At 43.0% G+C, this 26401-nt stretch carries 29 protein-coding genes; 22 read left to right on the forward strand and 7 right to left on the reverse strand.

The genetic code is table 11. The features are described from left to right. Positions 1-22: 22 nt before the first annotated feature. Both M1L62_RS21330 and M1L62_RS21335 read left to right on the forward strand, forming a co-directional pair. The gene (locus tag M1L62_RS21330) at positions 23-1003 is read left to right on the forward strand and encodes a pyruvate dehydrogenase complex E1 component subunit beta (RefSeq protein ID WP_254561655.1); all 981 of its coding nucleotides are present in this window, start codon (positions 23-25) and stop codon (positions 1001-1003) included. Positions 1004-1215: 212 nt separating this feature from the next. Beyond that, positions 1216-1599 (forward strand): TraR/DksA family transcriptional regulator, encoded by a 384-nt coding sequence (locus M1L62_RS21335; RefSeq protein WP_256527747.1) that lies wholly within the window; start codon positions 1216-1218, stop codon positions 1597-1599. 96 nt (positions 1600-1695) lie between these two features. On the opposite strand, the gene M1L62_RS21340 is transcribed toward M1L62_RS21335, so the two are convergent. Continuing rightward, positions 1696-2916 carry a metallophosphoesterase family protein gene (locus tag M1L62_RS21340; protein WP_254561656.1) on the reverse strand — a complete coding sequence of 407 codons (1221 nt, stop codon included), beginning with the start codon at positions 2914-2916 and terminating at the stop codon, positions 1696-1698. 107 nt (positions 2917-3023) lie between these two features. Between M1L62_RS21340 and M1L62_RS21345 the strand changes: the two genes are divergently transcribed. Continuing rightward, positions 3024-3812: a polysaccharide deacetylase family protein gene (locus M1L62_RS21345; protein ID WP_254561657.1), complete on the forward strand. Its 789-nt coding sequence runs from the start codon at positions 3024-3026 to the stop codon at positions 3810-3812. 202 nt (positions 3813-4014) lie between these two features. Here M1L62_RS21345 and M1L62_RS21350 read toward each other — a convergent pair whose 3' ends face one another. The 4 genes from M1L62_RS21350 to M1L62_RS21365 form a co-directional block, all read right to left on the reverse strand. Continuing rightward, positions 4015-5139 carry an acyltransferase family protein gene (locus M1L62_RS21350; RefSeq protein ID WP_254561658.1) on the reverse strand — a complete coding sequence of 375 codons (1125 nt, stop codon included), beginning with the start codon at positions 5137-5139 and terminating at the stop codon, positions 4015-4017. A 12-nt stretch (positions 5140-5151) separates the two neighbouring features. Further along, a complete protein-coding gene (locus tag M1L62_RS21355) occupies positions 5152-5679 on the reverse strand; it encodes a KdsC family phosphatase (RefSeq protein WP_254561659.1) in 528 nt (175 codons plus the stop codon). A gap of 62 nt (positions 5680-5741) precedes the next feature. After that, entirely contained in the window at positions 5742-6548 is an 807-nt protein-coding gene (locus M1L62_RS21360; protein ID WP_254561660.1) for a Rossmann-like and DUF2520 domain-containing protein, read from the reverse strand. A gap of 59 nt (positions 6549-6607) precedes the next feature. Continuing rightward, entirely contained in the window at positions 6608-7324 is a 717-nt protein-coding gene (locus M1L62_RS21365; protein ID WP_254561661.1) for a 3-keto-disaccharide hydrolase, read from the reverse strand. Positions 7325-7660: 336 nt separating this feature from the next. Here M1L62_RS21365 and rplM point away from each other — a divergent pair, with 336 nt between their 5' ends. The 16 genes from rplM to ftsZ all read left to right on the forward strand — a co-directional run bounded on the left by rplM (position 7661) and on the right by ftsZ (position 22582). Continuing rightward, entirely contained in the window at positions 7661-8104 is a 444-nt protein-coding gene (rplM, locus tag M1L62_RS21370; RefSeq protein WP_254561662.1) for a 50S ribosomal protein L13, read from the forward strand. 38 nt (positions 8105-8142) lie between these two features. Then, positions 8143-8529 (forward strand): 30S ribosomal protein S9, encoded by a 387-nt coding sequence (rpsI, locus tag M1L62_RS21375; protein WP_090340116.1) that lies wholly within the window; start codon positions 8143-8145, stop codon positions 8527-8529. Positions 8530-8683: 154 nt separating this feature from the next. After that, complete coding sequence (rpsB, locus tag M1L62_RS21380; RefSeq protein WP_254561663.1) at positions 8684-9499, forward strand: 30S ribosomal protein S2; 816 nt, start codon at positions 8684-8686, stop codon at positions 9497-9499. Between the two features lie 203 nt (positions 9500-9702). Then, complete coding sequence (gene tsf / locus M1L62_RS21385; RefSeq protein ID WP_254561664.1) at positions 9703-10539, forward strand: translation elongation factor Ts; 837 nt, start codon at positions 9703-9705, stop codon at positions 10537-10539. A 134-nt stretch (positions 10540-10673) separates the two neighbouring features. Beyond that, complete coding sequence (locus M1L62_RS21390; RefSeq protein WP_254561665.1) at positions 10674-11315, forward strand: RNA polymerase sigma factor; 642 nt, start codon at positions 10674-10676, stop codon at positions 11313-11315. A 3-nt stretch (positions 11316-11318) separates the two neighbouring features. Next, a complete protein-coding gene (locus M1L62_RS21395) occupies positions 11319-11501 on the forward strand; it encodes a hypothetical protein (RefSeq protein WP_254561666.1) in 183 nt (60 codons plus the stop codon). Positions 11502-11552: 51 nt separating this feature from the next. After that, the gene (locus tag M1L62_RS21400; protein WP_254561667.1) at positions 11553-12380 is read left to right on the forward strand and encodes a mechanosensitive ion channel family protein; all 828 of its coding nucleotides are present in this window, start codon (positions 11553-11555) and stop codon (positions 12378-12380) included. A gap of 23 nt (positions 12381-12403) precedes the next feature. After that, positions 12404-13366 carry a DUF3078 domain-containing protein gene (locus tag M1L62_RS21405; protein ID WP_254561668.1) on the forward strand — a complete coding sequence of 321 codons (963 nt, stop codon included), beginning with the start codon at positions 12404-12406 and terminating at the stop codon, positions 13364-13366. A gap of 38 nt (positions 13367-13404) precedes the next feature. Beyond that, complete coding sequence (gene mscL, locus M1L62_RS21410; protein WP_254561669.1) at positions 13405-13737, forward strand: large-conductance mechanosensitive channel protein MscL; 333 nt, start codon at positions 13405-13407, stop codon at positions 13735-13737. Positions 13738-13881: 144 nt separating this feature from the next. Beyond that, the gene (gene murD / locus M1L62_RS21415; protein ID WP_254561670.1) at positions 13882-15228 is read left to right on the forward strand and encodes a UDP-N-acetylmuramoyl-L-alanine--D-glutamate ligase; all 1347 of its coding nucleotides are present in this window, start codon (positions 13882-13884) and stop codon (positions 15226-15228) included. Positions 15229-15238: 10 nt separating this feature from the next. Beyond that, positions 15239-16393, forward strand: a complete 1155-nt coding sequence (locus tag M1L62_RS21420) for an FtsW/RodA/SpoVE family cell cycle protein (protein ID WP_254561671.1) — start codon at positions 15239-15241, stop codon at positions 16391-16393. A 7-nt stretch (positions 16394-16400) separates the two neighbouring features. After that, positions 16401-17498, forward strand: a complete 1098-nt coding sequence (gene murG / locus M1L62_RS21425; RefSeq protein WP_254561672.1) for an undecaprenyldiphospho-muramoylpentapeptide beta-N-acetylglucosaminyltransferase — start codon at positions 16401-16403, stop codon at positions 17496-17498. Between the two features lie 45 nt (positions 17499-17543). Continuing rightward, positions 17544-18935, forward strand: a complete 1392-nt coding sequence (murC, locus tag M1L62_RS21430; protein WP_254561673.1) for a UDP-N-acetylmuramate--L-alanine ligase — start codon at positions 17544-17546, stop codon at positions 18933-18935. 25 nt (positions 18936-18960) lie between these two features. Beyond that, on the forward strand, positions 18961-19737 hold the full coding sequence (locus M1L62_RS21435; protein WP_254561674.1) for a cell division protein FtsQ/DivIB: 777 nt from the start codon (positions 18961-18963) through the stop codon (positions 19735-19737). A gap of 15 nt (positions 19738-19752) precedes the next feature. Beyond that, on the forward strand, positions 19753-21096 hold the full coding sequence (ftsA, locus tag M1L62_RS21440) for a cell division protein FtsA (RefSeq protein WP_254561675.1): 1344 nt from the start codon (positions 19753-19755) through the stop codon (positions 21094-21096). A gap of 43 nt (positions 21097-21139) precedes the next feature. Next, entirely contained in the window at positions 21140-22582 is a 1443-nt protein-coding gene (ftsZ, locus tag M1L62_RS21445; RefSeq protein WP_254561676.1) for a cell division protein FtsZ, read from the forward strand. Positions 22583-22614: 32 nt separating this feature from the next. Here the strand turns inward: ftsZ and M1L62_RS21450 are convergent, their stop codons facing one another. Then, complete coding sequence (locus M1L62_RS21450; RefSeq protein WP_256527749.1) at positions 22615-23154, reverse strand: NADPH-dependent FMN reductase; 540 nt, start codon at positions 23152-23154, stop codon at positions 22615-22617. A gap of 264 nt (positions 23155-23418) precedes the next feature. Here M1L62_RS21450 and accD point away from each other — a divergent pair, with 264 nt between their 5' ends. Next, positions 23419-24261, forward strand: a complete 843-nt coding sequence (gene accD, locus M1L62_RS21455; RefSeq protein WP_254561677.1) for an acetyl-CoA carboxylase, carboxyltransferase subunit beta — start codon at positions 23419-23421, stop codon at positions 24259-24261. Between the two features lie 102 nt (positions 24262-24363). Here accD and M1L62_RS21460 read toward each other — a convergent pair whose 3' ends face one another. Beyond that, the gene (locus M1L62_RS21460) at positions 24364-24843 is read right to left on the reverse strand and encodes a nuclear transport factor 2 family protein (RefSeq protein WP_254561678.1); all 480 of its coding nucleotides are present in this window, start codon (positions 24841-24843) and stop codon (positions 24364-24366) included. A gap of 61 nt (positions 24844-24904) precedes the next feature. On the opposite strand from M1L62_RS21460, the gene smpB reads away from it, so the two are divergent. Both smpB and M1L62_RS21470 read left to right on the forward strand, forming a co-directional pair. After that, positions 24905-25363 carry an SsrA-binding protein SmpB gene (gene smpB / locus M1L62_RS21465; RefSeq protein WP_254561679.1) on the forward strand — a complete coding sequence of 153 codons (459 nt, stop codon included), beginning with the start codon at positions 24905-24907 and terminating at the stop codon, positions 25361-25363. 169 nt (positions 25364-25532) lie between these two features. Beyond that, positions 25533-26045 carry an HNH endonuclease gene (locus tag M1L62_RS21470; RefSeq protein WP_254561680.1) on the forward strand — a complete coding sequence of 171 codons (513 nt, stop codon included), beginning with the start codon at positions 25533-25535 and terminating at the stop codon, positions 26043-26045. The last annotated feature ends 356 nt before the right edge of the window (positions 26046-26401 follow it).

Consider the following 26401-nt stretch of genomic DNA (forward strand, 5'->3'; position numbering starts at 1 on the left):
TTAAATAATCATAAAATTACGGATGAAAGAAATAGCATTTAGAGATGCCATTCGCGACGCCATGTCGGAAGAGATGCGCCGGGATCAAAGTGTATTCCTTATGGGCGAGGAAGTTGCGGAATATAATGGCGCCTATAAAGCCAGTCAGGGAATGCTTGATGAATTTGGACCGGAACGTGTGATTGATACACCGATCGCCGAATTGGGTTTTGCAGGAATTGGAGTTGGAGCAGCCGGAAACGGTCTCCGTCCTATCATTGAATTTATGACATTCAACTTTTCGTTGGTTGCGATTGATCAGATCATCAACAGCGCTGCGAAAATTTTATCTATGTCTGCCGGACAGTACGGTGCTCCTATCGTATTCCGCGGACCAACTGGAAATGCAGGTCAGCTGGGTGCGCAGCACTCGCAGAACTTTGAAAACTGGTTCGCTAACACGCCAGGTTTGAAAGTGGTTGTTCCTTCAAATCCATACGACGCAAAAGGACTTTTGAAATCAGCCATCCGCGATAACAACCCGGTTATCTTTATGGAATCGGAAGTAATGTATGGCGATAAAATGATGGTTCCTGAGGAAGAATATCTTATTCCATTGGGAAAAGCAGATGTAAAACGTCAGGGAAAAGATGTTACCATTGTTTCTTTTGGTAAAATGATCCCACGTGTGGTAATGCCGGCTGTTTTGCAACTGGAAAAAGAAGGTATCGACGTGGAAGTAATCGATTTGAGGACGGTTAAGCCTATTGACTATGCGACCGTTGTAGAATCTGTAAAGAAAACAAACCGTTGCGTTGTTGTTGAAGAAGCATGGCCGTTGGCATCTATTTCAACTGAGATTGCTTATCATATCCAGCGTAATGCATTTGATTATATGGATGCACCGGTAATCCGCGTAACCAACCGCGATGTGCCGCTTCCATACGCGCCAACGCTTATTGAAGAAATTTTACCAAATGTTAAGCGGGTTGTAGAGGCAGTGAAGACTGTTCTTTATAAATAACTTAACAATAAAGTAACAAAGCCATTTCCCGCCGCAGGTTGTGGCTTTGTTTTTTGATTGCCAGTGCTTTGTCCTACTAGTTGGGTGGACTTTATGAGTGATTTCAATAGGAAGGGGAGCTTTTCCCGGAATTTATTGTTCAGAAGTAAACTGATTACTATTATTTTTGTTTTATAAAGGGGCCTTAATACAGATTCAAATCAATTAAGATTATGCAAGAAGAAAGGACTAGATATTCTGAGGAGGAATTGAAGGAATTTGAGATACTTATCCGTGCAAAACTGGAAGGAACTCTCGATGAACTTAACTATATTAAGGGAGGTCTGAGCAAAAAGAACGATAGCGGTACAGATAATACGGCGAGCACAGCGAAGTCTATCGAAGACGGTGCTGATGCAAGTGAACGTGAAAATCTAAGCCAGTTGGCGGCCAGATTACAGAAGTATTCAATTCAGCTGGAAAATGCACTGGTACGCATTAAAAATGGTACATACGGTGTTTGTATTGATTCAGGTAAACTGATTCCAAAAGAGAGGCTGCGTATTGTACCTCACACACAACAAACGATTGAAGCAAAATTGAAACGGGTAAACTGATTTCGTCTGAAAAAACTTTACTCCTTTGCTATAAAAAATTGAAGGCAAGCATACTGTTCCGGTGTGCTTGCCTTTTTATCTATACAGTAACAGGATTTATTCCTCTGTTCCCAACACTTCCCGGAAAACATTCAGTAAGCCTTCCGAAGGTTCCTGTCCTTTATTTTTACTTTTGAAATATTCCTGAAAAAGACTTTCCATACTCAGAGTAAGATCAATACCTGAGGAACCACCCTCTTCCACGATCTTTTTAATTTGCGGGATAATCTGCACGAGACCTGCATGTGCCTCTGTCAGGCGTTTTTTATCAGCTGCTTCCAGATAGTTATCCGAAACGATCGTAAGCTCAACCAGATCCTCCGGATGCTCCTGAAGCCAGATAATGGCTTCATCAATCGAATCAAATTTTCCGCGGCGAAGTTTCTTTCCTTTCGTCAGTTCGATAGCCCGATAATTATTCAGTTTCCCTGCCTCTGCGTCAAGGAGAATGACATACTTCGTCTGGTTTGCTTCTGAAAAACTATAAGCCAGCGGACTGCTGGAATAAACGGATGGCGCCGGCATTTTATCCACGCGGTGATAACGGTGCAAATGACCCAGCGCGATGTAATGAATTTGCTCGGGGAAATTTTCAGTGTAAATGGCCTGCGCCCCGCCGATATGTAAAATCGGTCTCTCTTCATCTGGTTCTTCTTCGGGAGCCGGATCCCCTTTTTTCATGACATACAGATGTGTGACGAGCAGGTTAAAACCGTTATCGTCCAGATATTTTTCAGCCAGCTCCTGCCAGTGTTTTTGTAAATGGGTTCGCAGGTTTTCTTCCGAATCTTCCAGGCCTAAAAAGGTCTTAAGGCGCTGCTCATTGGCGTACGGTGTGTGCAGGATACGCAGCGGGATTTCAGATTTCGGGAGTTTGATTTCAATAAATCCCTTGTCAGATTTAACGATTTCCAGTCCTGCCTGGGTTTGAAATGGTTTTATTTCCGCATTGGGGAAACCCACAAAAATAATCCCGCAGACCTTCGCCAGGGCATCGGGCACCTCAATACGCTCGGGGGAGTCGTGATTGCCGGCAATCGCGATCACTGCGCGGCTGCCATGGGCGGATAATCTGTATAAGGTGCTGTATAATAGTTCGGTAGATTCGGAGGATGGGTTAAAGTTATCGAACAGATCGCCGGCCACCACCACAGCATCAACTTCTTCCTGATCAGCAATTTCACAAATTTCATTTAACACGAGCCTTTGTTCTTCCAGTCTGGAAAAGTTGTCAAGCTTTTTTCCGATATGCCAGTCTGCGGTGTGGAGAATTTTCATTTTGGGTAATTATTTTAGCGAAAATAATACTTCGTTTGGATACATTTGAAATATTTAATCGAACTCCATTGATCTATCGCTTCCAAAAAATATATAAAAACATCAGGATGCTGGCATTCTTTGCCCCCATCGCACTGTCGATAATCTCCTGCCGTGAAAAACCCGCTGATTCGGAAAAATCCGGCATCGCCATTTCTTTCGATGACCATTTTATCAACGATTGGTATGCATTAAGGCCACTTTTTCAAAAATACGATGCCAAAGTCACCTTTTTTCTGACCTGCCCTGATACGCTTACTCCTGACGAAATTATCAAAATAAAACAACTGCAAAAAGACGGACACGAAATCGGTTTTCACGGAACGATACACGGCAATGCCACAGAAATGTTAAAATCTCATGGTCCCGAAAAGTATATCGAAACCGAACTAAAACCGGGGTTAAAACATCTGGCACAAATCGGGATAAAACCGACTTCCTATGCGCATCCCGGCGGAAATCATACAGATGAGGCGGATTCAATCTTACTGGCAAACGGATTCAAAATTCTTCGGGATGTTGCGCAGGCGGAGCGGGAATTATTTGGGATCCCCGTCTATCATTTGGCTCCAAGAATCATGCGCTGGATTTATTATCCGTTCAATAAAAAGCGGATCGTAGATGCGCTGATGATTGACGAAGGGACGAATATTAGTGAAAATGAAATAAAAGAAGCATTAAAAAGGGCAAAAGAAACAAATACAGCAGTTATGCTTTTCGGTCATCAGCCATTATATGAAAAACCAAAAAACGGCCAATACGGATTCAGCGTAGCATTTTTGGAAACAATCCTTAAGGAAGCAAAATCTCAAAACCTGAAATTCTACACCATGTCCGAACTCCAGGACTCAAAATAGACTCTCCTAAAACCTTCAATAAACGCAGAGGTAGGTGAGTTTTGCGCGGAGTTAAAGGAGTTGTTTATTTAACAAAAACGAATGCCTGACCGGTCGGCGGCCGGTCATTTTATTAACTCATTTCCTGAAATTAAAAACACCTCCCCAAACACCGCGTAAAACCGCGCGGCGGACCGAACCCAAACTCTGCATTTAACACAAACTATCGTCCGAAATGTCGATCCTTAAAAGCTAACAAAGGTTTTTCGAAATAGTTATAGGAAAGTGCCGTCACGCCTACCGACAATACCAGCGTGAGCACGTACAGGATGATGTGATAACCCGTGCCCGATATTTGCGGCGAAAAAGTTCTTAACGTATTGATTATAATGACAATGACAAAAACGTGGTAGATGTAAAGTCCATAAGATATCTTGCCCAGATAACTCATGACTTTATTTTCCAGGCTGATGATCGTATTTTTATTGCAGGATACATTCAGTACAAAAAAGCTGAAAAAGAGCGCGTACAGTTCCAGAAATCCGGTAAAATGTACTCCTGAGAAAAACAGCACTGCCAGCAAGGTATACACGACAATCTGAACGTCTTTTCTGAAAACAAAATCGAGAATCGTGGTCTTTTTTGTATAAACCAGATATGCGCAAAGTCCGCCAAGTGCCATGGTCTGGATACGAAACTGGCCCAGGAAAGTGGTAATTGCAGATATTTTCTCTTCATCTGTTTTATCAAGAAGATATGCTCCGCCGAACAAAAGAGCAGCCGTAACGAAGAGAAAAAGGAAAAGAATCCGGCCGCTTTTCCTGGGATACTTGATAATCCAGGGCCACAGATAGTAAAACTGCTCTTCCACGCCAATGGACCAGGTCTGTGCGCACCAATACGGAAGGTCGTAAAGTACGAACGCATAATTGGGCAGGACGAGAAACAGCAATGCCAGTCGCGGAGCGACGTCATGTGTCAGTTTTTCGTTTGCATCTGGGAAATAAAGCAGGTCAATATGGGGGAATACAAAAAACGATAAACCAATGATCAGAAAATAAATAGGCCAGATCCGGAATACCCTGCGCAGGTAGAATTTTTTTGCGTCCACATCACCGAAACGCCCTTTTTCTTCGAGTAGCAAATAGGTTATCAAAAATCCGCTTAATACGAAAAACAAACCTACGCCCAGCCTGCCGGCATGTTTTATGATTGTTACATCATAAAAATTGTCAATACCAAAAGCATGTTTGGCCTGCTCCAAATGATGAAAAACCACTAAAAGTGCTGCAATGCAGCGAATGCCATTCAAATTGGGAAAGTAACGCTTGTTTTCCGAGTGTGCCACTTATTTCTATTCTTACTTCGATTCAAACCATGACATCCATTTTCCTTGCGCGCGCATTACCTGCTCGATTACGTCACGTACAGCGCCGTAACCGCCTTTTGCAGGAGACACATAATCTGCGATCGCAAGAATTTCCTGGTCAGAGTCAGCAGGACAGGCTCCGAGAACACTCGTTTTCATTACTTCATAATCCGGAAGATCGTCACCCATGAATACAATCTCGTCCTCGGTAAGGCCGCGTTCCAGAAGATATTTTTTGAAGATGGGTAGTTTTCCGTCTGGTGTGGTGCCAATGAAGATATCTTTCACACCCAGGTATTCCAGTCTTTTACGGACACCCACCTGATTCTGAGCTGAAAGAATGGCAACATTATATCCCAGTCTGACAGCTCGGTTGATGCCATATCCGTCACGAACATTGAAAATACGAGGCTGCTCACCGCTTTCGAGTGCAATAACACTGCCGTCGGTCATGACGCCGTCAACATCAAAAATAAATGTGGTAATCTTTTTGAAACGCTCTTCTAGGGCTGAACTCATAAAATTTCAAGATTGGAATTGTGTGCAAAGATAGTCTAACTTTTTTCCCGGCGAAGTACCGCCTAGTCATTTCCTATATGACGGCTTCTTATTCTTTCGGTCATCAAACGATAAATATCGGTCCATTCCGGATTAACTTCCTGAAGATATTCAAGATGCCGGTTGGTGGTATTCCAGTCTCCCCGTCGGGCCGGGCCTGTCTGGCCCAAAGCCGGATCTTCGGACTGCAAAGCCTTGTCAACTGTCGTTCGGATAAGCGGTTTCAGGAGATCGAAGCTGAGCTGCTCTCTGGCCAGCAGGTCGTTTGCGATACTTAATAAATGATTGGTGAAATTACTGGCGAAAACGGCTGCCACGTGCAAAATAAACCTTTCATCGGAATCGGCATGGCGGACATAATTGCTGACGCTTTCGGCAAGGTCGTTGAGCCGGGTTTCAACAATATCGCTGGTGCCTTCGATACAAATGGGTAATTGTTTGTAATCCATCGGGACCTCCTTTGTGAAAGTCTGGAGAGGATAAAACACGCCGGTTTGCACAGGAACATCACTGTAAATTTCCAGTAAATTTTGAAGTTCGGCCAGGGAACGCGTGCCAGACGTATGTACCACAATAACGCCTTCCGGCAAGACAATTCGCTCAATAACCGATTTCAGAGCGTCGTCGGAAACGGTTATAAAGATAATTTGTGCTTCGCTTTCCGAAAAGTTGAGGTCGGGCTGTATTGTCGAGTCGTAAAGCAATGATACCAGCTGACGGGCTTTTTGCGTATCACGACTGTAAACTTCACAAATAACATGACCGGCATCTTCAAATGCCTGAGACAGATGCCATGCAACGTTTCCGGCACCGATAAAGGAGATTTTCATTTTGTAATGGACATTGTGATAACCTGCGTAAGTTATTAAGGCATAGCCAACTTCACAAATCAGTTTACAACCGGCGCCGTTTGTTCCGCAGACGTGATCCCCGAAGGCAGTTCCATGATACGCATATTACGGAAGTGAATTTCAGCACCTTCGGCTTCCAGGCAGATGTATCCTTTCTTACGTTCTGAGGCGCGGAGCCCGTTTACAAATTTTCCATTGACGGATAGTTTTACCGTACCATCCACGCAAACGACCACATATTTGTTCCATTCTCCTTTTCCCTTGCACCGTTTTTCAATGGATTTGCTGCGGATTCCTCTCGGGTTATCGGGAATGGCGGTCATGCCCATGGTGGGGAATAACTCTCCGTGAACGTAGTCGTCGGTGGCATTATGCTGTCTGGCATAGTCCAGTTCCAGCATTTGTACTTCTATGGCCTTTGTCAGGGGATCCTCTTTAAATTGTGTGCCCTCACTCCAGATGAAAATTCCCGAATTGCCGCCGGCTGTCATGTGTTTCCATTCGACTTCCAGAATGAAATTTTCATATTGTTTGTCCGACCGCATCACCCCTATTGGTAATCCCGAACAAATCAGCGTACCATTTTTTACCTTCCAGGTTTCTTTCGACGTATTGACATCAACCCAGCCATCCAGATTTTTTCCATTAAAAAGCGGTCTGAAACCCAATGTTTCTGACGACTGGGCCTGTGAATGTAGGGTAGAAAGAGCTAACAAAAGTGTCAGCAGGGCAAATCTGATCCCTGAAACATTCATTTTTGGCGTGTAATTTTTAAAATGCATAATCAGGAAGTGCGAAATATTGGGCGTGGGTTTATGAATGAATATTATTTGATTAAAGTATTTTTCGTTTTCTTAATACTTGTTTACTGGCTGATAGTCACCGGAAATCTTTGAAATCTGCCCGAATAAAGCAATTTTTTTGATCAATCTCCCATATCATAAGTATTACAAAATGAGCGGTATCCGGGAAAAATTACAAACATACTTGTAATTCAATTTGTTAAACTCTATATTTGCACTCCCATTTTGCGATGGGACTGTTCTTATACAGTGTAATTTATTGAAAATCAATTAAAATTTTTGTTAATCGTGGATACGTTAAGCTACAAAACCATCTCGGCGAACAAAAACACAGTGAACAAGGAGTGGGTTGTTGTGGATGCCAAAGGTGCAGTTCTTGGTCGTTTGGCCAGTGAAGTTGCCAAAATTATCAGAGGCAAGCACAAAGCAAGTTATACTCCTCATGTGGACTGTGGTGATAATGTTATCATTATCAACGCCGATAAAGTAAAGTTGACAGGTAAGAAGTTGACAGACAAAGTTTATGTTCGTCATACAGGATACCCAGGAGGTCAGCGTTTTCAAACTCCTCGCGAATTGCTTGAAAAACACCCAGAGCGTGTAATCGAGAAAGCCGTGAGAGGTATGCTCCCAAAAAGTCGTTTGGGACGTCGTTTGTTTACTAATTTGTTCGTTTATGCCGCTGCGGAACATCCGCATAGTGCTCAACAACCTAAAGAAATACAGTTTTAAGCCGTTGAGGTTTAAAACTGATAACGCAAAAGCAATTCATGGAAGTTATCAACACAATTGGTAGAAGAAAAACAGCTGTGGCGCGCATCTACCTAACGCCAGGTAAAGGAGAAATCAAAGTAAACGGCCGCGATTATAAGGAGTACTTCCCTTTCGAAGTTCACCAGATCGTTTTGCAAATGCCTTTCGTTACGATTAGCGGTAACAACGGATACGATGTTAAAGTAAACGTTAGAGGCGGTGGAATTTCAGGACAAGCTGAGGCTGTTCGTATGGCTATTTCACGTGCATTGGTTGAATACAACGGAGAATTCCGTGGTGCGTTGAAGAAAGAAGGATTCCTTACTCGTGACCCTCGTATGGTTGAGCGTAAGAAATACGGTCGTGCTAAGGCTCGTAGAAGATTCCAATTCTCGAAACGTTAATATTTTCCGGGCGATTGAGGGTTTTGAAAGTAGGTTATTCTTCATTCATATATCCGTTCATTCTTCCCTGGAAAAAGTCCAGACAGTACTTATCGTGCCCGATGTGCTGTGCTGCGTAAAAAATTATTAAAATCTTATAAATTCAAATTTGGCAATGGCACAAATAGAATATAAAGACCTATTGGATGCAGGTGTGCATTTTGGTCACCTTACCCGCAAGTGGGATCCCCGTATGGCTCCATATATTTTTATGGAAAAAAACGGTATTCACATCATTGACCTGAACAAAACACTTAGCTGTGTAGAATCAGCTGAGGCTGCTTTGAAACAGATCGTTCGTTCAGGACGTAAGATCATGTTTGTGGCTACTAAAAAACAAGCGCAGGAAATCGTAACGGAAGAGGCAAAACGCCTTAAAATGCCTTACGTAACTGATCGTTGGTTGGGTGGTATGCTTACAAACTTTGGCACTATTCGCAAGTCTTTGAAAAAAATGCAGACTCTTGAGAAGATGCTTAAAGACGAAACCACGGTTAGCAATATCGCGAAAAGAGAACGCCTGATGCTTACACGTGAAAAGGACAAGTTGGAAAGAGTTTTAGGTGGTGTAGCTGACCTTACTCGCCTTCCGGCAGCACTTTTCATCGTTGACGTGAAACGTGAACACATTGCGGTAGCAGAAGCAAAAAGATTGAACATCCCTATTTTTGCAATCTGTGATACAAACTCAAACCCTGAATTGGTTGATTTCCCTATCCCAAGTAATGACGATGCTTACAAAGCTATCTCATTGATCACTTTGGCGATCGGTAAGGCAATCGAAGAAGGTCTGATGGAACGCAAGCAGGATAAAGACGATCAGCGTCTTGTAGAGGAAGAAGAAGCCAAACGTCAGGTAGACAAAGGCAATGAGGAAGCTGCTGCAGCACCACGTGCTGAAGTTCCAGCTATTGAAAGCGACGAAGAGTAGTCAGGGCGATATGAACCGGGTTAGTTAATAACCCAGTTCTTTCTGATAGATAAAGTAGCCCATAGCCATTTGCTATGGGCTACAGTTTTTTAAAATTCAAATTGAAAAATAGTTTACAACCGATTCGTTAACATTTACTTAATCTGTTAATCAACGGAATTGAACTGTTTTGTAAAAAGTTTTTAACCATTTAGAAATAAATCATGGCAATTACCGCTCAAGATGTAAATAAACTACGCCAAATGACTGGCGCAGGCATGATGGATTGTAAAAAAGCACTTCAGGAAGCTGATGGTGATTTCGAACAAGCTGTTGATATTCTACGTAAACAAGGTCAGAAAGTAGCTGCAAAACGTGCTGATAACGAAGTAGCAGAAGGAACTGTATTGGTATCAATCAGTGCTGACGGAACTAACGGAAAACTTGTTGCTTTCGCTTGCGAAACTGAACCGGTTTCAAACGTTGAAGATTTCAAAAATCTTGCGAAGAGCATTTTGGATAAAGCTGTTGCAGACGATATCCAGGATAAAGAAGCTTTGCTTGCTGCGACTTTGGCTGACGGCCGTCCTGTAAGTGAAAACATCGTTGACCTTGTTGGTAAATTGGGAGAGAAATTGGTTATCGCTGCTTACGAAAACGTAACAGCTGATCAGGTTGTCTCTTACATCCACTCAAACGGTAAACTTGGTGTATTGGTAGCGTTCGAAGGAGTTAACGGAACTGACGTTAGCGAACTAGGAAAAGACGTTGCAATGCAGATTGCTGCAATGAAGCCGGTTGCTCTTGACAAAGACGGTGTTGACGCTGCAACAGTTGAGCGTGAAATCGAAGTTGGAAAAGAACAGGCGCGTGCAGAAGGCAAGCCAGAAGCTATGCTTGAAAAAATCGCTCAGGGTAAATTACAGAAATTCTACAAAGACAATACTTTGTTGAACCAGGAGTTTGTGAAGGATTCTTCATTGACAATCCGTCAATTGGTAGAAAAAACTGCTAAGGGTTTGACTGTAAAGTCGTTCAAAAGAATCGCCATTGGCGCATAATTGAAAGATTTCCTGAAAAAAAATAAAAACAACGCTTGGTACATACTTGTATACCAAGCGTTGTTTTTGTTATTTGCCAAAGAAAAATATTTTTTACACACCACTTAGGCCTCGCTCCGTTACTTTTTGCATGTATGGCGGTCAAAACGTTTAAAGAAGATTTAAAAGAGAATAGTTATACCGACGAAGAGTTGGTAAAATTATTTGTGGATACCCAGCGTAACCAGTATTTCGAGAAACTGTACGGGCGATATGCCGATAAGGTATATCATAAATGCCTGTCTTTTGTAAAGGATTCGGCAAAGGCTGAGGACCTGACACACGATATCTTTTTAAAGCTGATTTTTAAGCTGGGTACCTTCAAGGAGGACGCCAAATTCTCTACGTGGCTGTATTCGATCACATACAACCATTGTATGGATCAGCTGCGATCTAACAAAAAGAGGGGTGAAGTTTATCAGGACGAACCTATGGAAGTTCCTGATGACATTGATCTTAATAACCTTTTCGACGGGGATGATATAGAGGCCAGAAATCTCAAAACGGCTCTGGACCATTTAACTGTTGATGAAAAGGGTATTTTATTTATGAAATATACCGACGACCTGAGTATCCGGGATATCGCCGATATATTTAAAATAACAGAAAGTGCAGTAAAAATGCGTCTGCTGAGATCGCGGGAAAAGCTTCGTAAGAAATATCTGGAGACGATGATTTTCCTTGGTATATTCTTTATCAAAATAATAGAATTAATTAAGTATTTGATAAACAGCTGAGATATGCCTTCAGGAAATTCAGTTTTAAAGGAATTAGAACCTACGGATGAGGTCCCTGAATACTTAAAAAGGGCATTAGTTTCCGAGGTGAACACCATCCGGGATACTATGAATGTAGTTACTCATTTTACAGAGCATTTTTTAAATGCACTGGCCGTAAGTCTGTCCTCGATCGACACGGAATGACGAGCCCATTCCGGGATGTCACAATAGCAAGCACACATTTTACTCTCTCATATGAACAACCTCCCCAATATTTCTGAAATTTTAATCAATACGTTTAACACGTTAATCAATCAATTTGTAATTTTTGTACCGCGTGTTATTGGTTGTTTTATTATTATTGCCATTGGTTACCTGGTCGCAAAAGGTATTACCATTGTGATTCGTAAAGTACTTGTCACCATCGGATTTGACCGTATCGGTGATAAACTGAATGAAATCGGTCTGATCAAACAGCTTAAAACTGAGATCAGATTAAGTGATATTGTAGCCAAAGTGGTCTACTATTTCATATTATTGATTTTCCTTACTGCTGCGACGGAAACGCTGGGCGTGGATGCCATCACAAGCATGGTATTGTCGCTGGTTAATTTCATTCCAAAGCTGATTGCTGCTGCAGTGATGCTTCAGATTGGCATCATGATTTCCGATGCAATCAAAGGAGCTGTTGTGGCTACGTGTAAATCTTTTAATATCCCGTCTTCAAAACTGATCGGAAACATTGCCTTTGTCTTTTTCCTGATCATCACCTTCATCAGTGCACTTGGCCAGATCGGTATCGAAACTACCCTGCTGGAATCGAGTTTTATTCTTGTGATTGGCGGCGTTATCCTGGCGTTCTCGCTGGGTTACGGTATCGCCTCGAAGGATGTGCTTTCCAATATTATTTCATCGTTTTACAGCCGGAAAAATTACAGGGAAGGTCAGATTATCAAAATCGACGATATCAAGGGTGTCATCACCAAAATTGATAATACCACAGTGACCATTGTAAATGATAACACCACTACCATACTGCCATTACAGTTTTTTCAGACCCGGCAGGTGGAAATTTTTAATTAACTACGTTACTAATTTGTATGAGTATGAGCAAAAAGATGAAATTTGCCCCGTTTATTATCGGTCTTCTGTCGCTGGGTTCTTCCCTGGCTTTCGCACAGGATGATATTAAAAAAAAGGTTGATCTGTCCAATTCGCTTAACAGTGGAATACTAAAAGTGAAGGGTGATACCGCCTGGAGGAAAATAGAATTCGGGGTTAATCTTACGCAGGGTTCTTTCAGTTCAAACTGGACGGGCGGGGGTGTAAGTTCCATTGCTCTCGGCGCGTTATTCAACGCATTGAGCGAAAAAAAGAAAGGGAAACATTCGTGGAGAAATGATTTCCAGTCGCAATATGGTATTGTGAAAAATGAATCCCAGGGAAGCCGTAAAAATCTCGACCGAATCTTTTTTGATACAAAATACAACTACGCATTATCGGATAAATGGAGCCTGTTCGGGAACTTAAACCTTTTGTCACAGTTTGCCAATGGTTATAATTACTCGTCTTCAACACATCCGGATTCTATCAATTTTAAAACCAAGGTTTCGGGCCTTTTTGCTCCCGCGTATGTGACCGAAGCGATTGGTATTGAATACCGTCCCGTTCCTTATTTCTTTATAGACCTTGCTCCGGGTGCAGTTCGCCAAACCATCGTGTCTGATAACAAGTTGTATCTAAATGTAGATGGAAATTATGGAGTGAAACCCGGAAAGAGATTTCGCAATGAAGTGGGTATCGCACAGCTTGTAGCGAATTTTGATAAGGATTTGGCAAAAAATGTAAACTTGAAATTCAGATATCTGCTTTTCACGGCTTACAACAGAAATCAGGTAACCGACAAAAAAGAATTTAAAAATGACCACCGTCTTGACGCTATGCTGACGGCTAAAATCGCTAAATATTTCAATGTGAATTTAGGTGCGATCCTGGTGTACAACAAGTCTCAGGTCGATGATATTCAATTTGCACAGGGATTAAGTATTGGTTTTTTATATACGTTTTAGTTAGATTTAACCAACGTTACATCTTAACTACAAACTTTATGCTACAGGAATTTAAAACCTTTATTGCCCAGGGCAACGTCTTGGATCTGGCTGTCGGTGTTGTCATCGGAGCTGCTTTTGGAAAAATCACCACCTCGCTGGTTGAGGATATCATCAATCCTATTCTGGGGATCATTATCGGTGGCGTGGATTTTACCCAACTAAAAGTTGTTTTGAAGGAAGCGGTGGGAGAAACACCGGAAGTTGCCATCAAGTATGGTAATTTTATTCAGACCATGATTCAGTTCCTGATCATCGCATGGGTTATTTTCCTAATCGTTAAGGCGGCAAATCGTTTAAAGCTTTCAGAGTCAGCGAAGAAAGACGCATAAAATATTTACAACCATAAGCAGAGAAAGAGGTATGATTTCATGCCTCTTTTTTTATGCGTAAGATTTTTTCAAGAAAGCGTAAAAAATTCTTCATTGGAAGGGATTAATCTGCGTACTTTACTCCTTTAGTTAAAATGTGAAAATATGGTGCAGAAAAAACTCGTCGTATTGGGTGGTGGAGAGAGTGGCATTGGGGCGGCAATACTTGCTAAATTAAAAGGGTTCGAAGTTTTTTTGTCGGATCGCAGTCCGATCAGTGAGAAATACCGCGAAGTTTTACTTCGTGAAAATATAAATTTTGAAGAAGGACTTCATACGGATTCGCTTATTCTGGATGCGGATGAAGTGGTTAAAAGTCCGGGTATTCCCGACAAGGCTCCGATCATCGTGGCACTTGTCTCAAAAGGGATTCCGGTTATATCGGAGATCGAATTTGCGTCCCGTTATACCGATGCGAAACTGATTGCGGTGACAGGTAGTAACGGTAAAACAACAACGTCTTTGCTCACCTATCATCTTCTGCGTGAAGCCGGGCTGAATGTTGGTCTTGCCGGAAATATCGGTGAAAGTTTCGCGTGGCAGGTAGCGGAAAAGAATTTTGATTACTATGTATTGGAAATCAGTAGTTTCCAGTTAGATAATAGTTTTGAGTTCCGTCCGTCCGTTGCGGTATTGCTGAATATCACGCCCGATCACCTGGACCGGTATGACTATAATTTTCAGAATTATGTCGATTCGAAATTCCGGATTATTCAAAAACAAACGGCTGAAGACGATTTTATCTATTTTGAAGACAGCGATGTGATTGTTTCAGAGCTGGAAAAACGGTCTGTTTCTTCGAGGAAATGGGGGATTTCATTAAAAGATACTTTGGCACAGGGCGGTTATTTAAAAGGGCAAACACTTACAGCCAATAAAGGTGGTGTAAGTTATGTGCAGAATTTTCCAGAATTGCCTATAAAAGGTCCTCACAATGCGGTTAATGCACTGGCGTCGATATTGGTTGCGCAGTGTGTGGGATTGAGCCCGGAAGCTATAAAAAGCGGTCTGTTATCATTCAAAAATGCACCGCACCGTTTGGAGCAGGTGGCTGTAATCGACGAGGTGACTTATGTCAATGATTCGAAGGCGACCAATGTAGATTCTGTTTTTTATGCCCTGGGAAGTTTCGATCAGCCGATTTTGCTTATCGCCGGTGGTGTGGATAAGGGCAATGATTATAGTCAGATTGAAGAACTTGTTCGCCAAAAGGTAAAAGCGCTGATTATCCTGACACCGAAATTCGAGAAACTGAAAGAATATTTTGGCGCCATCGTGCCACAGATTTATGTGACTGAGGATGTTCAGGATGCCGTAAATCAGGCACAAAAATGGAGTGCGCCGGGAGACGTTGTATTGCTCTCACCCGCCTGCGCCAGCTTCGACCTGTTTAAGAATTACGAAGACCGAGGTGACAAATTTAAGCAGGCCGTTATCAATCTAACCAAATAGCTGGTTCACCATGGACGCTTTTCAGAAATTGAGGGAAGATACGCAGGCATGGTTCGCGGGCAACCTTAAGGGCGACCGCTGGATCTGGGGTATCTGTGTGGGGATGTTACTTTCGAGTATCGTGGTGGTATATAGCGCGAGTGTGAAGGACGCGTACAGTTTGAAAAAGGGTGATACAGAATATTATCTTTTTAAACATTCTGTGCTGTGCGTACTGTCGCTGCTGATCATGTTCTGGATTCATAAAATCCCGTATATCAAATTTGTTTACGTAACGCGAATGGCTGTCTGGAGCTCTATTTTGCTCCTCATTTTCGCGATGTTTTTCGGCCGGTCGGTAAACGAGGCGTCGCGGTGGATTGAAATACCCATCATCGGGCAACGCTTTCAGCCGTCAGAATGGGCGAAAGTGGCGTTAATTGCACATTTGTCGCTGATTTTAGCCCGGCATATCAAGGGCGGCTGGAATACTCGGGAGCTTTTCATGGAACCGCTGGCTTTGGTCGGTGTGGTTTGCGGACTGATTTTTACCAGCAATGTTTCGACGGCGATTATGCTTGCCGGAATTTGTTTTTTGCTGATGTTCGTAGGCAAGGTGCCGATCCACTATCTGTTTTTTACCGCGTTGGGACTGGTTTTTTTCGCGGGTGTTGCGATCCTGCTGAATTCAACGCAGCGTTCGGGAACAGCACAAAACAGGATCAGTGCTTTTTTGGATAAGGATGTCGTGGTTTATCAGTCGCAGCAATCTTACATGGCGATGGCCCGGGGCGGATTGTATGGAGAAGGTCCGGCGAAAAGTCGTCAGCGGAGGTTCCTGCCCGAGCCTCAAAAGGATTTTATTTTTGCTGTCGTTGTAGAAGAATACGGAACATTGGGAGGCGTGGCATTGATGATCGCCTACCTCATTTTATTATATCGGGGACTTAAGGCCATTGAAGCGACGAAAAGACCTTTCGGCGGATTGTTATCTGCCGGGTTAACCTTCGTTGTGGTGAGCCAGGCATTTTCTGCCATGGCGGTAACGGTTGGTTTGGTCCCTGTAACCGGTCAGACGCTTCCTTTTTTCAGTCAGGGCGGGACATCATTGCTTTTTACAGGTGTGGCAATGGGCATGATCCTCAGTGTAAGCAGAGGTGAAAAAATGGATGAGCAAAAGATTTAAAAATTTTATGTCTAAACGAGTAATCATTAGCGGAGGAGGAACTGGCGGACACATTTATCCGGCCATTGCCATAGCCAACGCCCTTAAGGAAATTGAACCGGGAATTGAGATCCTTTTTGTAGGTGCCCTTGGTAAAATGGAGATGGAAAAAGTGCCCCGCGCCGGATATAAAATTGTTGGTTTGCCAATTGTGGGTATCAAAAGAGAGATTTCTCTGGATAATCTCAGTTTTCCGATAAAGTTGACGAGGAGTTTGTGGAAAGCCAGGTCGGTGATCAAAGATTTCCGGCCGGATGCAGCGGTCGGCGTGGGTGGTTTTGCCAGCGGTCCTTTGTTGATGATTGCATCGCTGTTAGGCATTCCGACGCTTTTACAGGAGCAAAATTCCTACGCAGGCGTCACCAATAAACTTCTGGCTAAAAGGGCCAGTAAAATATGTGTGGCTTATCCGGGAATGGAAGCATTTTTCCCGGGTGAAAAAATCAGGCTTTACGGGAATCCTGTCCGCAGTGATATCGTTGATGTCAGTTCCAAACGAAAGGAGGCATTGGCACATTTCGGGTTTCAGGAAAACCGGAAAACGCTTTTCGTGATGGGAGGAAGTTTGGGGGCCAGGTCAATCAATGAAAGTTTGAACGCAGGGCTGGCCAGTCTGGTTGAGGCGGGTTATCAGGTGTTGTGGCAGACTGGAAAAGGTTTTATCAGTACTGCGAATGAAACGGTTGCTAACCTGAAATCGGATCAGGTCAAAGCATTTGAGTTTATCTACGAGATGGATCTTGCATATGCCGTAGCCGACGTAGTTGTTTCGAGAGCAGGCGCATTGTCCGTTTCGGAATTATGTCTGGCGGTAAAGCCTTCGATTCTGATTCCCTTCCCGTTTGCGTCGGAAGATCATCAGACGAAAAATGCAATGAATCTGGTGGAACAGGATGCTGCCGTTTTTATCAAGGATGCCAACGCAGCGGAAGAATTGATCCCGGCAGCTTTGAATTTGCTGAGAGACGAGAAAAAGCAGGAGTCTTTAAAAGCCAATATTCAGAAGCTGGCTAAACCGACGGCGGCATATGATATTGCTGCCGAGGTGCTGAAATTAATCAAGTAGTGTTTATCTCATTTTACAAAAAAATATCTTTTATCGCGGCATTTTATGAATAACTGGAAATACATATATTTTGTTGGAATAGGCGGAATTGGCATGAGTGCTTTGGCCAGATGGTTTAAGGCCAACGCATTTCAGGTGGCCGGGTATGACAAAACCTCGACCCCGCTGGTTCAGAATCTTATTTCTGAGGGAATTCCTGTTACCCTTGAAGATGAAATAGAAAGTATTCCCGCAGAATTTATCGCTGATCCTTCGCAGACTTTAATTGTTTACACGCCGGCGGTTCCTGTGCAGCATAAGCAGATGAATTATTTCAGGCAGGAAAATTTTATGATCCTGAAAAGATCACAGGTATTAGGTTTGCTTACAAAGAATTTAAAAACAGTTGGTGTTGCAGGAACGCATGGAAAAACGACGACATCGTCGCTCGTGGCGCATATCCTGCGTTATTCGGATGTGAATTGTACCGCATTTCTGGGGGGGATTACCCAGAATTATGGCACCAATTTGTTGTTAAATGCCCCAACGGAAAATCTCAGTGAAGTGGTATGTGTGGTAGAGGCTGATGAATTTGACCGTTCTTTTCTGACACTCTTCCCGGAAATAGCCATCGTCACGTCCACGGATGCTGACCATCTGGATATTTATGGAAAACATGAAGCTGTTCTGGAATCTTTCCGGGAATACGTAAGCCAGATTGATGAAGACGGTGCATTGTTTATGAAGAAAGGATTGGAACTTGCTTCCAGCACAAAAGCCAGCGTATTTACGTATTCATTGACCGAAGGCGATTATTATGCGGACCGGATCAGGATTGAAAATGCGCGATTTGTTTTTGATATCGTTCACCCGGGCGGAGTGATTAAGGATATTGCGATGAAAATTCCGGGATATCACAATATTGAGAATTCACTGGCCGCAGCGGCGGTTGCTTTGTATCTGGAAGTTTCACCTGAAAATATAAAAGAAGCGCTTGAAAGCTACCGTGGTGTAAAAAGACGTTTTGAATATCAGGTAGAGTTGCCGGGCAAAGTTTATATTGATGATTATGCGCATCATCCGGCCGAAATTGAGGCATTTTTATCGTCTGTAAGGGCACTTTATCCGGGAAGGCATATCACGGGGATTTTTCAGCCCCATTTGTTTACCAGAACAAGGGATTTTGCAGACGGATTTGCAGAGAGTCTCTCGCTGGTTGACAGGCTGTTACTTTTGGATATCTATCCGGCACGTGAACTGCCGATCGACGGGGTGAATTCTGAAATGGTACTAGAAAAAGTTTCTATATCAGATAAGATTTTGGTAAGTAAAAAGGAAGTTTTAGACCTTTTACCGAAATTAAATACTGATATTGTAGTAACGATTGGTGCAGGTGACATTGACACCCTGGTAGGGCCTATCAAAAATATGTTACAAAACCCTTTTAGTAATAATTAGTACCGGCGTTTTTAAAATTACTAAGATGTTACGTAAATTTGACTATTCTTGGCATTTGTTTAAACGTAGCTTGTGGCTTATTTTGCCAATTGTTGGCATTGGTATGGCTGAAAGTCGCCTTGGTAATCAACGATGTAACAATATTATCATCTCGATCGACGGTGATTCGGGGATGCATTTTCTGGATAAAACAGATATCCAGATGCTCCTGACCGAGAATGGAGGTGACCCGTTATTGGGAAGCAGATTACGGGATGTACACCTTTCGGACCTTGAAAACCGGGTCAGAAAGAACAGGCTTGTAAAAAAATGTCAGGTATTTCGTGACCTTAAGGGTAATATAGTCGTAGAAGTAGAGCAGGAAAAACCGCTTGCGCGATGGATCAATACTTCGCAGCATGGTGAGTGGCGTAATACTTCCGGATACTATATTAATGATGAAGGCGTTTTTTTTCCGTTGTCCGAGAGTTATTCGGCACGGACTCTGTTGGTTTCAGGTCCTTTTTTTAGTAGTCCAAAGCAGCTAAAAACCAAAAAAGGCGAGATGCTGATGGATTTAATCCGTTTTTTGAATACCAATGAATTCTGGAGTGCACAGGTTGCTGAAATGTATGTTGACAAAGATGGAGAAGTCCAGTTAATGACCGTTTTAGGTGATCAGCGCATTGAATTAGGAATGGCAGAGAATTTCGAGCCGAAATTTGAGAAGCTCCGTATTTTTTACGACAGAGTGCTTAGCAAAGATTGGAGCAGATATTCAAAAATTAGTGTTAAGTTTCAAGATCAAATAGTTTGTGAATAATAATTCACCATCAACATGGCACAGGATAATATTGTAGTAGGAGTAGATATTGGAAGCACGAAAATTACCGTAGTAGCAGCGCAGGGCACATCAACGGGATCTCGTTTTGACAATATCGAGATTTTAGGATTTAGCGAAGTTCTTGTGCCTGAAGGAGCTGTGATTAATGGTTCGGTTGAAAATATAAAACAGGTTGGAAGCGCGATCCGCGAGGCACTTGCCGAAGCGTCGTCACGTTCGGACCTGGATATTGGTATTGTAAACGTAAGTTTCAGCGGCACACACGTAAGAGTTACACCACAAAGCGACGGCGTGATCCGTCCTACTTCGTCTACGGGCGATGAGGTGACACAAAGAGATGTTGACCAGTTAGTTGATGATATGTACCGGGCAAAAACGGAGGCAAACTATGATGTGCTGCACGTTTTGCCGATGGAATTTGTGGTCGATAATTCGACAGGTGTGCGTGAACCTGTGGGAAGAACCGGAATTAAGCTGGGCGGGAATTTCTTAATTGTCTCGGCCAATAACCAGTCCATTCAGCGTACACGGAAAAGTTTGCTGGAAGCAGATCCGCATCTGAAATTTGACAAGATGATTTACGCTCCTCTTGCCACCAGCCTTGCTGTGCTGGACGAAGGAGAAATAAAAGCGGGTATTGCCATGGTGGATATCGGAGATCATACAACGGATCTCGTGATTTACCAGGATGGCATCATCCGTCATATTGCCTCGTTCCCGATTGCCGGCAGACATATCACAGCCGATTTAAGGCTGGGTTGTGGGGTGCAGCCTGAAAATGCTGAAAAGCTGAAAAAGGAACACGGTGTGGCTATTTCGTCAGAAGTGCCGCTTAATATTGAAGTTTTGGTGAACTTCCTTGCCGGACGTCCGCCAAAGCAGGTTTTGAAGAAAAACGTTGCCCTGATCATAGAGGAAAGGTTAAAGGAAATATCAGCGATGGTATATGCCGAAATCCTGAAATCGGGTTATGAAGAGCATCTGATTGGCGGAATTGTCCTGACGGGCGGAACGGCCAATATTCCTGATATTGAATTATTGTTTGAAAAAGTGACCAATATGCCTGTTCGGGTCGGATTACCTGAACGTCTGGCGCATACTGCCAAAGCTGATGCTGTAAGTAATACCTCATTTTCTACTGCGATTGGATTAGCCTGGGCTGGTATTAAGTCAATAGATCCGCGAGTAAAATCAATATGCAAACCTCCTGTACATCAAAGTGCCCCGTTAAGAGAAACACCCACTAAACCAAAGGAATTGAAAAAAGTGCCAAAAGAAGATGGATCATTTTGGGATCGTATCATTGGCCGCAAAGATGACAGTATAGGAGACTATTGAAATTATTTAGGAAGAATTGCACTAATATCAACTACCCCGGACTATGAATAAAAATTTGTTGCACGCTCTAGACCAGGACTACATTGTGAACGAAATCGTAAAAGACCCCAATGCAGGCATGACCGAACCAGCCATCATCAAGGTGATAGGCGTGGGAGGCGGAGGAAGCAATGCCGTCAACTACATGTTTGAGAAAAAGATCAAAGATGTAGAATTCGCCGTTTGTAATACGGACAGGCAGGCGCTTGCCAACAGCCCGGTTCCGGTTAAGATTCAGCTTGGTGCTACTTTAACTCAGGGTTTGGGAGCAGGGACTGATGCAACGAAGGGAAAGGAAGCGGCTCTTGAAACGATTGAGGAGATCAAAGCATTACTTGGAGGTTCCACGCAAATGGTTTTCATCACTGCCGGTATGGGTGGTGGTACTGGAACCGGCGCGGCACCAGTGATCGCGCAGCTTGCAAAAGAAATGGGCAAGCTTACCGTAGCTGTTGTAACGGCACCTTATACCTGGGAAGGTCTTGACAAGAAAGAGCAAGCCCTTGAGGGTATTGAACAACTGAAGGAATTTAGCGATACCGTTCTGGTAGTGCTTAACGATAAACTGGAAGAATTGTATGAAGATATGACATTGACCCAGGCATTCGCCGAGGCCGATGGAATTCTTCTGAATGCAGTAAAAAGTATTTCTGAAATCATCACGACAAACGGAAATATCAATACTGACTTTAAAGACGTAGAAAAGGTTCTTAAAAACGCCGGACAGTCTGTAATGGGAACTGCCGAAGCAACGGGTGCTGATCGTGCCCAGCTGGCGATTAAAGAAGCGCTTGACTCTCCGCTTTTGAATGACCGGGATATCCGTGGTGCAAAACGCATCCTGGTGACTCTTGCGACGAGCAAAAAGAGAGAGGCTACGATGAAGGAACAACGCGAGATCTGGCGTTATGTCCTTTCTCAGGTTGGTGGAGAAGCAAGAATGTTCAAACTGGGTACGATTACGGATGATTCGCTGAGCGATAAACTTCGTGTAACCATCGTTGCCGCGGGTTTTGACAGTATTGAATCACCGATTCCTGGCATTGAACTTAAAAATGGATTTACAGGAAAAACACAGCCACAAGATATTGTGCCAGTGCCTGAACTTCCGAATATCATTGTACCTCAGGAAGCGCCGACGGTTATATTGACCAAGGAGCTTGAAGAAAATACAGCAACAGGATCTATTGACCTGATGGTTGACCCGGATGTTCTTGAAATGGAGGACGACCGGTCATACAGCCATGTTTCGTATGTAGAATTTGACGAAAGCAACGAATGGTCAAATGAAGAAACTGCGAAAATAGAGGCGATGGTGAAATCTTTTCAGGGCGGTCTGGTAAAATGGGGCGACCTTGAAGGCCCGGCTTACCGTCGCAGCCATATCGAATTATGGAAAAAACCAGCCATTCCGTCAAGCGAAATGGAACAGCATTGGTTAAAATAAAAAGACAGGGAGCCGTAAGGCTCCTTCTTTTTTTAGAAACGGATAATTTGTTCCGCCTGAATTTCCAGTAACTCTTTGTATAATGGATTGGTAATCTCGGAATCATGAAAGTGAGCCTGGATCTGGGCCAGCTTCACCCGAAGTGCTAACGTATTCATACCCAGATAGCTGAAAATGTCATTTAAATGGCTTAAAGCCGTTGCGGCCCCCTGATTATTGGAAGATAATCCCACAAGTGCCGCTTTTTTATTTGTAAAACTATTGGGATAAGGAAGTCCGTCAATAAAAGCTTTTAAGACGCCGGGATAAGAACCATTGTATTCGGGGGCGATGAAAATAAATTTTTCAGCCCCGTCGATATGGCTTCTGAGTTCGTTGAAAGCGCCATTTTTTCCACTGTTTGCATACAATGCGGTAAAAGTGAAATCATGCGGCAAATCAACCAGGTCCAGTATTGTGCTTGGTGTATCGTATTGATTAAGAAGTCTTTGGTAGTATTCTGCAATGCGTCGTGACATTGAATTTGGCCGGTTGGTACCAACAATGATCACAATAGAAGTAGTAGCTGCCATACGTTAAAGTACGAATCGAAATTGCTGGATCTGAATTCGTAAGGATGCTTGATTAATAGAATTAGGCTACAAGATAAAGATATTTTTTATTCGTGCCCAATTTGCCAAAGTAAGGTTAAAACTAATATCGGAGGATGCAATAGTAAGTGACACTTTGATGATACCAAACATTTATTAGTATATTTGACCCCTAATTTCATCGTGAATAGTAGATAAAAGGTTTGTTTACAGACTATAATCAAAGATATTAACCCACTAAATAATATGTCCTGGTTTATTCGGAAAGAAAAAGGTATCAATACACCCACCGAAATGAAACGTGAAGCTCCGGATGGGTTGTGGTATCAATGTCCAAGCTGCAAGAAAATTACTGCTACCAGAGAGCACAAATTAAATGCTTACACTTGCCCGCATTGCAACTACCACGAAAAAGTTGGGTCTGATATATATTTTGAATTGTTATTCGATCAGAACCAGTTTACCGAGCTTGATGCTGATTTGACTTCCGGTGATCCGCTGCATTTCGTGGATACCAAAGCATATCCTGATCGTATCAAAGCAACACAGCATAAAACCGGTCTGAAAGATGCCGTGCGTACAGGTTATGGAAAAATGAACGATGTGAAAATCGTGATCGCCTGCATGGACTTCAATTTCATCGGAGGATCCATGGGATCTGTGGTTGGAGAAAAAATTGCGCGTGCGATCAATTATTCCTTGAAACACAAACAGCCTTTCCTGATGATTTCTAAATCAGGCGGAGCACGTATGATGGAAGCCGGATTTTCATTGATGCAAATGGCAAAAACTTCGGCGAGACTTGCGTTGCTGTCGGAGGCCAAAATTCCTTATGTTTCTTTGTTGACAGATCCTACGACCGGTGGCGTAACTGCTTCTTATGCAATGTTGGGAGATTTCAATATTTCAGAACCTGAGGCGCTGATCGGTTTTGCAGGTCCGCGGGTTATTCGCGAAACGATTGGTAAAGATCTTCCGAAAGGGTTCCAGAGTGCAGAGTTTGTATTAGAACACGGCTTCCTGGATTTCATTGTAGATCGTAAAGATTTGAAAGATAAACTGACGAGTCTGTTGACCATGCTTGGTTAATAGCCGACCTCGTATTATAACAAAAACCGCAGGAAAGGTAGCGTGACTATTTTCCCTGCGGTTTCTGTTATTATTGAAGAGCGTTTTGACCGGATTAAGAGGTTACAGACAAGCCTCTTTTCGTCTCGTATCGGTAATGGCATTGATTTTCCAACCGTGCACTGTTTTGATCATCGTGAACACATTGACTCCGCAATGTGAAAATGTGTCGCCGAGGTAGAATTTGTAGGGCGCCCAAACGATCGCCATGGGGCCGTCCACCGAGATTTTGACGTCATAAATTCTCTCATCCCATTTTTTCGGATGTGGCTTGCCAACGGCAGCAATAAATTCTTCCGTTTTGCCCTGATGCGAAATGACTGAATCTTTGGCGTTGACAGAGATTGAAGTCAGTATTGATTGCGGCTGAAACACACTTCTCAAAGCGGAGGAATCACCGGATCGCATACCATCAAACAATTTGTCGACCGAAGCGCGTATCGCTGCTTCCTGTGATTGTGCAAATGCAAGATTTGAAATAGTTATTAAAAGGCTTAAAAACAGGGTGCATTTTAGGCACCCCCTTGCGCTTGTTATTTTCATTTGTTGGTATAGTTTTAGCAAAACCCTAATTTTACAGACCTTTTTGTGTTAGTAATATAATATGTCAGAGAAATTAGTAAAAAAAGTCGATATCCGAAACCGGCGTGCGTCGTTCGAATATTTTTTTCTTGAAGAGTTTACAGCAGGTTTATCGTTAACAGGAACCGAAATAAAATCAATTCGCCAGGGCAAGGTTAACCTTACCGATGCGTATTGTCTTTTTATGGACGGGGAATTGTATGTTCGCAGCATGCACATTTCCGTGTATACCGAAGGCACACACTGGAATCATGACCCATTGCGGGACCGTAAGCTGCTGCTCACAAAACGTGAGATGAGGAAGCTCAGTGAAAACTTGAAGGACCAGGGGCTGACGATTGTTCCTGTCCGTCTTTTTACCACAGATCGCGGTTTTGCCAAGTTGCACATTGCTTTGGCAAAAGGGAAAAAACTTTATGACAAAAGGGATAGTATCAAGGAAAAAGATCTGAAACGGGAGAGCGACCGCTCAGACTATTGAGCGGGACAGGCAGCCTGAGAGTTAGCTATTTAGTCACTTGGTCGGAAAATTTTCGTGTAATTAAATCTCAGGCGGTACGCCAGCGGCTTTTTTAACAATAATTGAATTTTACGAAACGTTTTTTTAGGTAAAATTCCTATATTGTGGGAATTAATTGCCGTAAAGACTCATGGGTAAAGTTCTGGTTCTTAATCAAGATTATAGCGCACTTAGTGTTTGCACCGTGCCAAAAGCATTTTTACTGGTCTATTTAAATAAGGCTGAATTGCTGGCGGAATCTCCGACTCATTTTCTCAGGACTGTCAGGGATGAATATCCGATGCCCATTGTCATCCGCCTGAACCGATACATTCATCTACCCTATCGCGGCGTTGTGATGACCCGGCACAATATCTTCAAACGGGATGGAAACCGATGTCAGTACTGCGGAACACATGACCACCTCACGTTAGACCACGTGATGCCCAAATCCAGGGGAGGAAAAACAACCTGGGATAATTTAGCCACCGCCTGCAAACGCTGCAATTCCAAAAAAGGAGACTACACGCCGGAAGAAGCCGGAATGCACCTGCGCCAACGACCGTTCCGACCTTCCTTTTTAATGTTTATCCGAGACTTTTCCGGACTGGCCGATGCAGAATGGCTCCCTTACCTTGGCTCAAAAGAAAGAGCAGTTAACTGATTGAAACTCCCCCACTTCGCCTGTGACGGCATCGTATAAATTTTTTCTAAATCAAATCCTAGAGATATGGGTTTTTATTTAGAAAATTCCTACCTTTGCGTCCTGTTTTTAAAATAACTAGTTAAACTAATTTTCGACTGCGTGGCTCGCCAGTTGATGTAATCAAGAGCTTTAATTCCTATTTATGTCTAAGGAAAAACAAACACAAGTATTGCCTGATTTCGATTGGGAAAAAGCAGAAGACAAAGGATTCGGTACAGGCTATTCAGCTGCTGACCGTACTCGTTTTGAAGAAATGTACGAAACAACAATTTCTCCGGTTCAGGAAAAAGAAGTTGTTAAAGGGGTTGTTGTAG

Source organism: Dyadobacter diqingensis (genome assembly GCF_024220585.1).
Classification (GTDB): Bacteria; Bacteroidota; Bacteroidia; order Cytophagales; family Spirosomataceae; genus Dyadobacter; species Dyadobacter diqingensis.